Genomic DNA, 13,440 nt, shown 5'->3' with positions numbered 1-13,440 from the left:
GAGAAGCAGAACATGTCAGTTGGTACATTCTATTATTAGGGGGAGAATTTGTATGAAAAAGACAGTTGCTTCGTTAGCAGTTATGGTGGCATTATTACCGACATTTTCAGCACATGCGGAAGGGAAAGAGCAAGTTCGAAAATCAGCTACAACTTTTAATGTTATTAGTGACATTCAAGGTGATTTAGGAGATTTTGATCACGTATTAAAAGATATGAATAAAGTAACGCCACTTTCTAGAGCGCTTATTATGAATGGGGATATAACGCCGACTGGACAACAGTCACAATATGATGATGTAAAGCGTGTGTTAAATAAAAATAAGCATCCAGAAAATGTATGGTCTACTGTTGGGAATCATGAGTTTTATGCTGGTAAATGGACAGCAGATGGGAAACTCTCTCAAAGTACATGGCCAAATGGTGTAACTGAGGAAACTTTATTTAACCGCTATCTGAAATTTAGTGGACAAGAAAAGGTATATCATAAAAAAGAATTAGATGGCTATCCACTTTTATTTTTAGGAACTGAAAAATATATGAAATACCACGATTCAAAAATGTGGGATGAAGTATATATGAGTGATGAGCAATTAGGTTGGTTAAAACAAAATTTAGAAGAGTATAGTCAAAAAGATAAAAATAAACCAATCTTTATTTTCTCTCATCACGTTTTACCTGATACAGTATCTGGATCAAGACAATCACCATATTTACAAGATTATTTAAACGTGGATAAATTGTACGATATATTAAAAGACTATCCGCAGGTTGTTTTCTTCACGAGTCATACGCATTGGGATTTAAACTTACCTGACTGGGCTGGTAAAAAGAAAATTAAAGGTGGAGATGAAAAAGGTTTCACTGTTGTAAATACGGGCGGGATTGAAACAGGCTGGATGTCAGCAGGACCAAATGGAGGAGAGAAAACTGCTCCAGATGGCTATTCATTTAAACAAGGGTTACAAGTGAAAGCATATGGTAACGATGTAATTGTGACAGCTTACGATTACAAACGTGATAAGGATATAAAGAAGTTATTAATTAGTGATTCAAAAATTGCGCAGATGGCACCAAATGTAACGGCAGATGATAGTGAAAATATAATTGTCGGTGCAACTGAATATATGGAGTATTCTATAGAAGGAACGAATGAGTGGCATACGTATAGTAAAGCAAACCCTCCGAAATTTGATGGGGATAAAGTCGTATACGTACGCCATAAAGGTGAAATGAATTTAGAGCCGGGATTAACACAGTTACTTCGTTTTTCGGTAAATAAGTGATTGGAGGGAGTCTGCATTTGAATGTGTAGGCTCTTTTTTTGTTGATGAGAAAGGAGGTGCCTGTCTGTCGCTTTTTGTCGATAGATCGATATATTAAGAAAATCGTTGATATATTGCAAGTTACGATAGATATATTTAAAAAATCGTTGATATAAATTTCATGTACCGTAATTAAGTTAAAATCATTAATACGGTTTTACTTATCAAAATGAAATTCTAATACATTTTTAACCGAGAAAGATGACTTCACCATTTTTACGTGTAATAATAGTAACGTTACATATATTGTGAAAGAAGTACAAAAGGAGCGTTACAATGAATTTAGCTAAATTCCCGAGAAAAAAATATACAGAATCATATACACCAATTGAAAAGTTAAACAACTTTTCTGAAGCACTTGGTGGCCCGACTATTTATTTTAAACGAGATGATTTACTTGGTTTAACAGCTGGTGGCAATAAGACGAGAAAATTAGAATTTTTAGTTGCAGATGCACAGGAAAATGGTGCAGATACGTTAATTACAGCTGGTGGTATTCAGTCAAATCATTGCCGCCTGACACTGGCAGCTGCGGTAAAAGAAAAAATGAAATGTATCCTTGTATTAGAGGAAGGGCTTGAGCCAGAAGAGAAGAGAGACTTTAACGGAAACTATTTCTTATATCACTTATTAGGTGCTGAAAATGTCATTGTTGTACCGAACGGAGCAGATCTTATGGAAGAAATGCATAAAGTAGCACAAGAAGTAAGTGAAAAAGGTAATACACCATATGTAATTCCAGTTGGTGGATCAAACCCTACGGGTGCTATGGGATACGTTGCTTGTGCGCAAGAAATTATGGCGCAATCATTTGAGCAAGGAATTGATTTCAGTTCAGTTGTTTGTGTAAGTGGTAGCGGCGGTATGCATGCTGGTTTAGTTACTGGTTTTTCTGGAACACAAAGCCATATTCCTGTAATCGGGATTAACGTAAGTAGAGGAAAAGCTGAGCAAGAAGAGAAAGTAGCAAAACTTGTAGATGAAACTTCAGCACATGTTGGTATTCCAAACTTTATCTCGCGCGACGCTGTTACATGCTTTGATGAATATGTAGGACCAGGCTATGCGTTACCAACGCCGGAAATGGTAGAGGCAGTTCAGTTACTTGCGAAAACAGAAGGTATTTTACTTGATCCAGTGTATACAGGTAAGGCAGTAGCGGGATTAATCGACTTAATTAGAAAAGATAAATTTAATAAGGAAGACAATATTTTATTCGTACATTCAGGTGGTTCACCAGCTTTATATGCGAATACTTCTTTATTTGCGTAAGTGTAAAAAGCATTGGGTATCCAATGCTTTTTTGTTATATACTGGAATTATCTAGAGGTGGGAGGATGATATGAATTCAAATTTAAAATGGATTATATATACGGTACTCGGCATTTCTATTCTATTAATCTTATTTGTGGCTTATGGGGTGTATTCGTATTTTATATTTTAAAAGCGTAATGGAAGTGAACCATAATGTAATGTATGTTATAGTTTGATATGTTAATTACTTACAATACTTTCTACAAGGAGAATACATAATGAGAGCAAAGAAACTAGTAACGTTAGCAGTTCCATTTATGCTGTTAGTCGGATGCGAGGTAGGAGATAAAGATTCTACTCATAAGACTGAGCAAACTAGTAAAGCAATAACGAAAACAGTAATTTCTGAACAACAGTATCCGTACTACATATGTGAGCAAGTGGTAGAGTTCCAATTTAAGAAGGATGAACTATTACTAAACTTAGGAGAATCCTTAAAGGACAAAGAAAAAGCAAAAGCTGTTTTAAAAACATCAAACGAGATAGATAAAATTTTAGACAATATGGAACACATAAAAGTACCTGATACATACAAAGACATTCACAAATTCATACAAGAAGGGGTAACAGAGGCAAGAAAAGCAACGAAGTTAATTAAGGATGCTGGTAAAGAAGATAAACAGAAGATTCAAGAAGCTACAATGAAAGGTACTGAATTTTTATCAGGTGTAGACGGAGAGCATTGGAAAAAAGCAATTTATGAGTTATCACAGGAAAACAAAGATGCTTATAGTAAGGCACTTGATAAGAAAGTAAAGGAGCACTCAAAGTAAAACAGTAACTTGTAACAATACATATCCATCTAAAATTTCCGCGAATGCTATGCTAGGAAGTTAGGTGGGAGATTACTGTCTTTAAATGTGGTTGATTAAAGCTACAGCCACATTCTCCTGTTCTAATTAACTAAAAGAAGAACTTCCCCATCCCGATTAGACTACTGATCATTCCTATTCCACTCATGGTGCCTTTTCCTGCTGTAAGTAAGTTTCCAAGCATTCCTAGCTGACCGTTACCTCCGTTATTTCCCCATCCCATTGGGGCCCACGGACCACCCCATCCTGGAGAGTTTCCGAAAATACCCCCGTTATTGGTATTGAATTTAAAAGCCTTAGCTGGCGGCGATAGTAAAGCTGCGAGATGACCTTGTGCGAACATCCCTGTATGATTGAATGGTTGCGCCCAGGGGAAGGGAGGTTTTTGAAAATTAAAACCTGCATGACCTGGTAATGGAGTCCAATTAGCAGGGTGACCTTGTGGTAGTATCTCTGCATAATTAATTGGCTGCTGCCCCCAAGAGAAGGGAGGAGGTTGGGGATTGAACCCCGTATAATTGGCTGATGAATCCCAACTAACTGGATAGACTCGGTAACTCCAATTCTCAGGAAGCTTCAAATCATTCATTACCTCAGATGTAGTTATTTCGGGCTGTGAATATAATGAAATTTGGTTAGTATATTGTTGCCCATTTCCCTTTGAATTCAAATACCAATATTGGTCCATACGCTTATTCTCCTCACTTTAAAAATGTAATGTTAGACTTAGCCTATGTAATATTCCTTTTTATGGATGGTTACATAACTAGATCTACAAGCCTGTATTTAAAGGAATGGGTGCGTAGTCTTTTTGATTTTTCTCGCTGCCTGTAAAATTCTCATTGATGTAAAGTTTCACTTTATTTTAGAAGGGGATTTTCAGTTGCTTCTTTTTTGTATTTCAGCCTAATTTAAATTCCGTTAACAAATATTTTTATAAAGGTTTAATCAACAAAAAGATTTTAAAATGGTATGTTGAGCAAGTGGAATTGCTAAAAAGAGAATATCCATTCGAAGAGTTTGGCAAAATACTGTAAGGGTAATGTTTTCTTGTGCAAATATGTAAACGATTTAAACGAATCAATGAAATTTATAATGAAGGGGCAATTAAATATATGAGTGAAACATTACATAAAAGAAAACCACCATATGTAATGCTTGTAATCCTTTTTATTGGGGCATTTGTTTCATTTCTAAATAACTCCCTTTTAAATGTAGCCTTGCCATCAATAATGAAAGATTTAAACATTCAAGATTATTCAACGATCCAGTGGCTTTCTACAGGGTATATGCTTGTAAGTGGTATATTAATTCCGGCCTCAGCATTTTTAATAACGCGTTTCTCGAATAGGAGCCTATTTATTACATCTATGGTGATTTTTATTCTTGGTACTGCCTTAGCGGCTGTAGCACCTAACTTTGGTTTATTACTTACTGGTCGGATGGTTCAAGCGGCAGGCTCTTCAGTTATGGGACCTTTGTTAATGAATATTATGCTAGTAAGCTTTCCAAGAGAAAAAAGGGGAACAGCAATGGGGATTTTTGGACTAGTTATGATTACAGCTCCAGCAATTGGGCCGACACTATCAGGTTATATTGTAGAGTATTATGACTGGCGTTTGCTTTTTGAAATGATTTTACCGTTAGCAATCATTAGCTTACTGTTAGGGATTTGGAAATCTGAGAATGTCATGAAACAAAACAAAAATGCAAAACTTGATTATCTCTCATTACTATTATCTTCTGTCGGTTTTGGCGGTTTGTTATATGGATTCAGTTCTGCAAGCTCCGATGGTTGGACAAATAAAGTTGTCTTAACAACCTTAATCATAGGCGCTATTGCCCTAATTGCTTTCATTATTCGTCAATTAAAAATGGATGAGCCGTTATTGGATTTACGTGTTTACAAGTACCCAATGTTTGCACTTGCGTCTGTAATTGCAATTGTTAACGCGGTGGCCATGTTTTCGGGTATGATTTTAACACCAGCTTATGTACAAAACGTCCGTGGTATTTCGCCGCTGAGCTCTGGGCTGATGATGCTTCCAGGTGCGGTTATAATGGGGATTATGTCACCAATTACAGGTAAACTATTTGATAAATATGGTCCTCGGATTCTTGGCATAGTGGGGCTTTCCATTACAGCTGTTTCAACTTATATGTTGGCAAGTCTGCAAATTGACTCTAGTCACACACATATTATTCTTATCTACACACTGCGGATGTTTGGGATGGCGATGGTTATGATGCCACTTATGACAAATGGTCTTAATCAATTGCCAACTCGCTTAAATCCGCACGGTACAGCTGTTAATAATACAGCTCAACAAGTGTCCGGTTCGATTGGTACTGCTATTCTTGTTACGATTATGAACTCTGTAACAAAAACAAAAGCTGAAAGTTTAATGTCTCATATAGATCCAACAACCTTTACAGAAACTACGAAGGCAATAGTAACTCAGAAGGCTTTATTATCTGGAATTCAATATTCGTTTTATGTAGCGCTTGGCATGAATGTTGTTGCACTACTATTAGTTTTTTTCGTTAAACGTGTAGATACAAGTGCGGAAGCTGTCGAGAAGCTAAATCGGTAGAGAAAAATAAAACGCTTGATAATGATTCCTACAAGTTTTTTGCTGCTAAGGCGCCGGTATTTAAAGCTGGAAAAGAACTAAAAGAAGCAGGGAAATAATTATATAGTAAAAGAGGACCTGATGTTCATATCAGGTCCTCTTTCATTAGTAACACGGTATACTTGCTTATCGTATTGGTTTAACTAAACTACTGATTTTTCGAATACTACAATCTTAAGCTCGTCAACTTCTCTATTTTTGGGGTGTTTTAGAAGAAAATGAATCAAAATAATTGTTTTTATAAACAAATACAAGAGATGAGATCCGTTTGCAATTTCTCATAAACATTACAAGTTTAGATTATCTTTTAACACCAACATTAAAAGGCTCCAACTATATTTATTCGCTTCATTTTAATTTAGTATTTTTCTACAAGTTATAAATCTAATTGCCAAGCTTATACGTAATATCATAATCATGAATAGTTAGGGAAAAGATAAAATAAGGTAATCAATTACATATCTTTATCCCAGGCGATTAGTTGCTATTTCCTCTTTATTAAATGGGATATGTTATTTCATGCTTTTTTGAAAGGGTGTTTTAAATGGAAAAAAAAGTATCTGCCATTCCTCAGCCGAAAACATATGGACCGCTGGGTAATCTCCCATTAATCGATAAAGATAAACCGACCCTATCCTTTATCAAGATAGCGGAAGAGTATGGTCCCATTTTTCAAATTCAAACTTTAAGTGATACCATAATTGTCGTTTCCGGACATGAACTGGTAGCAGAAGTCTGTGACGAAACACGGTTCGATAAAAGTATAGAGGGTGCTTTAGCAAAAGTTCGCGCCTTTGCTGGAGACGGATTATTTACAAGCGAGACTCACGAGCCTAACTGGAAAAAAGCTCATAATATTTTGATGCCTACATTTAGCCAACGGGCAATGAAAGATTACCATGCTATGATGGTTGATATTGCTGTACAACTCGTTCAAAAATGGGCACGGCTTAATCCGAATGAAAACGTGGATGTTCCGGAGGATATGACTCGTCTTACGTTAGATACAATTGGTCTATGTGGTTTTAATTACCGATTTAATAGCTTTTATCGTGAGACCCCTCATCCTTTTATTACTAGCATGACCCGTGCTCTAGATGAGGCGATGCACCAATTACAGCGGCTGGATATAGAAGACAAACTTATGTGGAGAACGAAACGTCAATTTCAGCATGATATCCAGTCTATGTTTTCTTTAGTAGATAATATTATTGCTGAACGTAAAAGTAGTGGAGATCAGGAAGAAAATGATTTACTTTCCCGTATGTTAAATGTACAAGATCCGGAAACTGGTGAAAAACTAGATGATGAAAACATTCGTTTCCAAATTATCACTTTTTTAATAGCTGGGCATGAGACAACAAGTGGATTGTTATCTTTTGCAATTTACTTTTTATTAAAGAATCCGGATAAATTGAAAAAAGCCTATGAAGAAGTAGACCGTGTTTTGACAGATCCTACTCCAACATACCAACAAGTTATGAAACTGAAGTATATACGGATGATTTTAAATGAATCACTGCGTCTATGGCCTACCGCTCCAGCATTCAGTCTCTATGCAAAAGAAGATACAGTGATTGGCGGGAAATACCCAATTAAGAAAGGAGAAGATCGTATTTCTGTTCTTATTCCACAGCTACATAGGGATAAAGATGCATGGGGAGACAATGTGGAAGAATTCCAACCTGAACGATTTGAAGAGCTGGATAAGGTTCCTCATCATGCTTATAAGCCATTTGGAAATGGCCAGAGAGCATGTATCGGTATGCAATTTGCACTTCATGAAGCCACTCTTGTAATGGGAATGCTTCTTCAACATTTTGAATTAATTGATTATCAAAACTATCAGCTGGACGTAAAACAAACATTAACGCTAAAGCCCGGTGATTTTAAGATTAGGATTCTACCCCGAAAACAAACTATTAGCCATCCTACTGCTCTTGCACCTACAGAGGACAAGCTGAAAAACGATGAAATTAAGCAGCACGTTCAGAAGACACCTTCTATTATTGGGGCCGATAATCTTTCACTTCTTGTTCTGTATGGCTCGGATACAGGGGTAGCAGAAGGTATTGCAAGAGAATTAGCAGATACAGCTAGTTTAGAAGGAGTTCGAACGGAAGTGGTAGCTCTTAACGATCGAATTGGAAGTTTGCCAAAAGAAGGAGCGGTACTTATTGTGACTTCTTCTTATAATGGAAAACCGCCAAGTAATGCAGGGCAGTTTGTGCAATGGTTGGAGGAACTAAAACCGGATGAGCTAAAAGGTGTTCAATACGCAGTTTTTGGTTGTGGAGATCATAATTGGGCTAGTACCTATCAACGGATTCCAAGATACATTGATGAGCAGATGGCTCAAAAAGGAGCAACAAGATTTTCTAAACGCGGAGAAGCAGATGCAAGTGGTGATTTCGAGGAACAGCTTGAGCAATGGAAACAAAGTATGTGGTCTGATGCAATGAAGGCATTTGGATTGGAGCTCAACAAAAATATGGAAAAAGAGCGCAGTACTTTGAGTCTGCAATTTGTCAGTCGTCTTGGAGGATCTCCTCTTGCACGAACATATGAAGCAGTTTATGCATCTATACTAGAAAATCGTGAACTCCAATCATCCAGTAGTGATAGAAGTACACGACATATCGAGGTATCCTTGCCAGAAGGCGCTACATATAAAGAAGGAGACCACCTTGGAGTGTTGCCAGTTAATAGCGAGAAAAATATCAACCGAATTTTAAAACGTTTTGGATTAAATGGGAAGGATCAAGTTATACTGAGTGCAAGTGGACGAAGTATAAATCACATACCTTTAGACAGTCCTGTTAGTTTATTGGACCTTCTTAGTTATAGTGTTGAAGTTCAAGAAGCAGCCACTCGAGCACAAATACGAGAAATGGTAACATTCACAGCATGTCCTCCTCATAAAAAAGAATTGGAAGCATTATTAGAAGAAGGAGTTTACCATGAACAAATACTAAAGAAACGGATTTCAATGTTGGACCTTCTTGAAAAGTATGAGGCTTGTGAAATCCGATTTGAACGCTTTTTAGAACTTCTTCCTGCGCTCAAACCGCGTTACTATTCTATTTCAAGCTCTCCACTCGTTGCACAGAATCGTCTGAGCATTACGGTCGGTGTTGTTAATGCGCCTGCATGGAGTGGGGAAGGGACATATGAAGGAGTCGCTTCTAATTACTTAGCTCAGCGTCATAATAAAGATGAGATTATCTGTTTCATTCGAACGCCACAATCAAACTTTGAATTACCTAAAGATCCAGAAACACCAATTATTATGGTTGGGCCAGGTACTGGAATTGCACCATTCCGTGGATTCTTGCAAGCGCGTCGTGTTCAAAAGCAAAAAGGTATTAACTTAGGAGAAGCACATCTATATTTTGGTTGTCGTCATCCTGAAAAAGATTATCTTTATCGTACAGAACTAGAAAATGATGAAAGAGATGGATTAATCTCTTTACACACAGCTTTTTCTCGTCTAGAGGGACATCCAAAAACATATGTACAGCATTTAATAAAACAAGATAGAATCAATTTAATTTCGTTATTAGATAATGGAGCTCATCTTTATATATGTGGTGATGGAAGTAAAATGGCTCCGGATGTAGAAGATACCCTTTGTCAAGCGTATCAAGAAATTCATGAAGTCAGTGAACAAGAAGCAAGAAATTGGTTGGATCGTGTGCAAGATGAAGGGCGATATGGAAAAGATGTTTGGGCTGGTATATGACTGTTTCTTAATTAGATACATATTAACTAATAAACTTCTTTCGAATAAATTTCACTTTATTAGTATCGTGTATTTAGATGAATAGTGATTAACCGGACTATTTAGTATCTACTAAATAAAAAACAGGACCTGATATGCATCTATCAGGTCCTGTTTCACATAGACATTATACATCGATATTTTCCACGCATTATCAATGTTTGTAATGTAGTTAGCCTTTTGAGTCAGCTATAAAATCAGATATTATTTTTTCAATATCGAAAGGAGTAATCCCTTTATCCAAAGAAAAAATGCTTTCTGCTTCTTCGATGTCTTGAACGAGTTCACCTCTAGCTTCAATATGTAATCGGAACAAGTCATATAAATTCGGTTTAACTAAATTAGTTAAAGCCTTCCCAACTAGTATCATACCTTTTTGATTAGCCTCGATGGTATTATCATAAGTTAGATCTCTCGTAAGAGACAAATCTGTCCAAATCAATTTTCGTTCCTTTAAGTCTAAAATAACTGGAATAGAGATTTGGGTGTCGGCAGTAATATCCAATTTATCTTGAACAGTAGAAGGTTCAAATATTTCACCTGAACCAGGATATTGACGAACCATCCAACCAGTAAAGCATTCTGGTAAATCTTTATACGGTTGGTCTGTGTAAGAAAGCAAAGTCATTACTACATAGCGTGCACCATATTTCAGCACAGACGGAATATCGAAATCAATGAATTCAGATGCCCCCTTTGGTGCAGAAGTAATATCTCCGCTATGGTAGGCTTTGAAATTTTTTGAACGTAAGTTCGTGAAGGATACATGTTCTTTGTATTGCCAATCTTCGTCGTACATTGCAGCAGATAAATCAATGTCAACGCGTCCTGTATGTTGTCCATTCACATAGCCTTCTTTCCACCATAGGAAAAAACGAATCGTATCTCCTTCTGGCAAATCTACTTTACTTCCTCGAGATAATGTGCGAAGCGCTTTGCTGGCTGAACGTTGAGAGAAGGGAACTAAGTGATTTTTTAACTGTTCATCCAAAAATACTTTTCCGAGACTTGGAAGTTCTGCGAAGCGATTTTTTAAAGTATCTTCACACATTTTTACAATCATTAAACAAATATCCTCTGAGATAAATGGAAGTGTATTTTCGATACCTATAGCTTTTGCTACATTTCCCTTTGGAAAAAAGGTACGAAATTCATTTTTATCATTTCGATGCTTAAAATGAGCTGTGAGTTGAAGTAATACAGGAGTAGAAACGTTTCCTATTATACTTAGAAAATCTTCGAGAATATTGAAAACATCTGTTGACTTATCACTACATAAACGGATTAAATGATCCAAGCGTCTGGCAAATTCCCCCGGGCGAGTTTTTAAAAGATTTTTTGCTGTCATGATATCACGATTCAACAAAGCTGCTTCTATTTTTCCATTAAATGTTTCAACTTTAATGTTGTTGCGAAGAATCTCAAATGCTCGGTGGGTTTTTGGGAAACGAGTATGATATTCTGCTGGATGAAGAATTTCACCTAAACGAATCCAACGTTTTTTGTATCGAAGCATATCTTCGGTAATGTTTCCGCATTGCTCTAACAATCCTAAAAGGAAGCGTCTTTCTGCTCGGTTAAACTTCTTGAATCGGACGGAGGATGATAAACTCACATCGCCTTCAGATAAAGCAACTGCAAGGCGAAGAACATCAGTTGCTGTTTTAAAATACTTTGCAGCAGCATCGGCTGATATTTTTCTGTTTATTAATAAAACCCCAATTATAAAAGACATATTTTCCTTATGAGGAATTACATTAGGTAGAAAACAGGAAACATCTTCAGTGTGTGTAATAGCCCATTCTACATCCGTCTTATCAGTTGAGGAAATAGAGCTGTTTGCACTAATCAATTGAGAAATCATTTGATTGAAATCTTCTTCACTTCCTAAGTCAATAACTTTCAAATCAACTCTATCTAAAAGAGGGAGTCGTTCTTCTACTTTTGATACAGGTAGGCGCAACGTCACATAATGAATAATGGCATTGATGTATAAATCAGCGTCACTTAAATCCATCATTTGTTGCGGAAAGTTTGGATACATAGGAGTAAACTGAATATGTGCTCCAACCATTTCTTTTAAATGTTTTACCAACTCTTTGTAAAACGATGTGAATGCATCAACCGAAAGGGTTTGCAACTCTTCTATTAAAGGCTCGGAAAAAGTAAATCCTAAACTTTCCAAGTTTTTTAAAACAGTGGCTAAATAAATGTTCGGTAGTTTATTTTCTTCTCTTTTTATAATTACTTTCAAACTTCTTCTTATGTAAATAGAATTTTTCATGAGAACGCCAGCTATTCACGCCTTATAAAAGAGGGGAATAGTCTGACTGTCCTCCTTTCAGTGGTAGATTTTTATTTTTATATGTATAAACACACTAATTGTAGAAAAATGCACAGAGGGTACATAGCTATTTTTTAGTGAAAAATTAGGGGTATCACATTTAGTTGTTAAGTGGTAATTTGTTAATTAAGAAAAGAAAACCTCTACATCAATGGTTGATAAACTAAAGTTTATTCAATCCCAAAGAAGAAAGAGGTTTTATAGTCTAATTATTTTTCATAGGGAATTGACAACTCTAAAACAATTTGAAATTTCTACAAAGAAGGAAGAATTGTCATAGCCTATGTGTTTAGCAGGAAAGTAACATCCCTATTTCGCCAAAGAAGTTAGAAGGAAGGAACGTCATAGCCTGCTTTATTAGTATATTCTCTTGCGAAGAGCAATTCAAGTATACTGTCTGATTTTTTATTTTTTTCTTAAAGGGGAATTTTCATGATTATCCCGCATTAACGGGCAGCCAGATTGGTGAGGGTGATTAAAGTTTCACTTTATAAATAGGGAGACCATCACATGCCCTTTTTATAATACTATTACGGGAGGATTTTTATTTTTGATACATTATACCATTTATTTAATGGTATAATATGGTATGCGTTCTGTGGAATGGAGTTGAATGAGTATTATAAATACAAAAGGTGAAATTAAAAAAACGAAAAGAAAAGTATTACTAACTATACTTACTATGTTAGTAATTATAATTGGATTTGGATATTGGAAACTTTTTAGTTTGCAAGGTGTTCCAAAAGGGGAATTAATTCGAACAGTGAAATCTCCAGATGGAAAATATCTCATCAAGACTTATTTTCATAATGCAGGATCATTAAGTGCGGATGCTGTTAGGGGTGAATTAGTTAACCTTGATACAGATTCAGAGAAAAATATATATTGGAACTATCCAGATACAGATCCATATATTGAATGGGTAAATAAGAATATTGTTAGAATTGGAGATCAAACTTTAGATGTTTCACAGAAAGAAACCTATGATTGGCGTGATGACGATAAGCACGTTAAAGAAATGCCTAAACAGTTTATTAGATAAAATAAGAAAAATTAAATTTATTTAATCTTATTCGTTTAACTATAGATAGGATTATATGAGTGAAAAAGTCCATTTAGATTGAAGTGCACCCCAATTGTTAGACACATAATTAACAATTGGAGGTGCATTTTTTATGGCTAAATTTTCTTCAAAAGATAAAATACAAGCAGTAAAACGATATCTAGAAGGT

Annotated in this window: 8 protein-coding genes; 6 read left to right on the top strand and 2 right to left on the bottom strand. The window is 35.9% G+C overall.

Features of this window, described 5'->3' with window-relative positions; genetic code table 11:
* Positions 1-52: 52 nt before the first annotated feature.
* The 3 genes from ACS2CR_RS25135 (at position 53) to ACS2CR_RS25125 (ending at position 3,411) form a co-directional block, all read left to right on the top strand.
* Positions 53-1,285, top strand: coding sequence for a DUF4073 domain-containing protein (locus ACS2CR_RS25135; protein ID WP_053512588.1), 1,233 nt, complete (start codon positions 53-55; stop codon positions 1,283-1,285).
* Positions 1,286-1,600: 315 nt separating this feature from the next.
* Positions 1,601-2,596 (top strand): D-cysteine desulfhydrase, encoded by a 996-nt coding sequence (locus tag ACS2CR_RS25130; protein ID WP_001046619.1) that lies wholly within the window; start codon positions 1,601-1,603, stop codon positions 2,594-2,596.
* A 260-nt stretch (positions 2,597-2,856) separates the two neighbouring features.
* Entirely contained in the window at positions 2,857-3,411 is a 555-nt protein-coding gene (locus tag ACS2CR_RS25125) for a hypothetical protein (protein WP_053512587.1), read from the top strand.
* Between the two features lie 130 nt (positions 3,412-3,541).
* Here the strand turns inward: ACS2CR_RS25125 and ACS2CR_RS25120 are convergent, their stop codons facing one another.
* Positions 3,542-4,138, bottom strand: coding sequence for a hypothetical protein (locus ACS2CR_RS25120; RefSeq protein ID WP_000373139.1), 597 nt, complete (start codon positions 4,136-4,138; stop codon positions 3,542-3,544).
* 427 nt (positions 4,139-4,565) lie between these two features.
* On the opposite strand from ACS2CR_RS25120, the gene ACS2CR_RS25115 reads away from it, so the two are divergent.
* Together ACS2CR_RS25115 and cypD are read left to right on the top strand one after the other, a co-directional pair.
* The gene (locus ACS2CR_RS25115) at positions 4,566-6,044 is read left to right on the top strand and encodes a DHA2 family efflux MFS transporter permease subunit (RefSeq protein ID WP_000005138.1); all 1,479 of its coding nucleotides are present in this window, start codon (positions 4,566-4,568) and stop codon (positions 6,042-6,044) included.
* Positions 6,045-6,627: 583 nt separating this feature from the next.
* Entirely contained in the window at positions 6,628-9,825 is a 3,198-nt protein-coding gene (cypD, locus tag ACS2CR_RS25110) for a bifunctional P-450/NADPH--P450 reductase (RefSeq protein ID WP_053512586.1), read from the top strand.
* Between the two features lie 211 nt (positions 9,826-10,036).
* Here the strand turns inward: cypD and ACS2CR_RS25105 are convergent, their stop codons facing one another.
* Entirely contained in the window at positions 10,037-12,148 is a 2,112-nt protein-coding gene (locus ACS2CR_RS25105; RefSeq protein ID WP_153602719.1) for a TerD family protein, read from the bottom strand.
* A gap of 673 nt (positions 12,149-12,821) precedes the next feature.
* Between ACS2CR_RS25105 and ACS2CR_RS25100 the strand changes: the two genes are divergently transcribed.
* Positions 12,822-13,250 (top strand): DUF5412 domain-containing protein, encoded by a 429-nt coding sequence (locus tag ACS2CR_RS25100; RefSeq protein WP_000022542.1) that lies wholly within the window; start codon positions 12,822-12,824, stop codon positions 13,248-13,250.
* Positions 13,251-13,440: the final 190 nt, after the last annotated feature.

Origin of the sequence: Bacillus cereus group sp. BceL291 (assembly GCF_051776705.1) — a bacterium.
In the GTDB taxonomy this organism is placed as follows: domain Bacteria; phylum Bacillota; class Bacilli; order Bacillales; family Bacillaceae_G; genus Bacillus_A; species Bacillus_A cereus.
This window is presented reverse-complemented; position numbering and strand designations above follow the sequence as displayed.

What these genes read in the sequence shown, in the direction of transcription:
- ACS2CR_RS25135 (WP_053512588.1), top strand. Translation starts at nt 53, where the DNA reads ATGAAAAAGACAGTTGCTTCGTTAGCAGTTATGGTGGCATTATTACCG.
- ACS2CR_RS25130 (WP_001046619.1), top strand. Translation starts at nt 1,601, where the DNA reads ATGAATTTAGCTAAATTCCCGAGAAAAAAATATACAGAATCATATACA.
- ACS2CR_RS25125 (WP_053512587.1), top strand. Translation starts at nt 2,857, where the DNA reads ATGAGAGCAAAGAAACTAGTAACGTTAGCAGTTCCATTTATGCTGTTA.
- ACS2CR_RS25120 (WP_000373139.1), bottom strand. Translation starts at nt 4,138, where the DNA reads ATGGACCAATATTGGTATTTGAATTCAAAGGGAAATGGGCAACAATAT.
- ACS2CR_RS25115 (WP_000005138.1), top strand. Translation starts at nt 4,566, where the DNA reads ATGAGTGAAACATTACATAAAAGAAAACCACCATATGTAATGCTTGTA.
- cypD (WP_053512586.1), top strand. Translation starts at nt 6,628, where the DNA reads ATGGAAAAAAAAGTATCTGCCATTCCTCAGCCGAAAACATATGGACCG.
- ACS2CR_RS25105 (WP_153602719.1), bottom strand. Translation starts at nt 12,148, where the DNA reads ATGAAAAATTCTATTTACATAAGAAGAAGTTTGAAAGTAATTATAAAA.
- ACS2CR_RS25100 (WP_000022542.1), top strand. Translation starts at nt 12,822, where the DNA reads ATGAGTATTATAAATACAAAAGGTGAAATTAAAAAAACGAAAAGAAAA.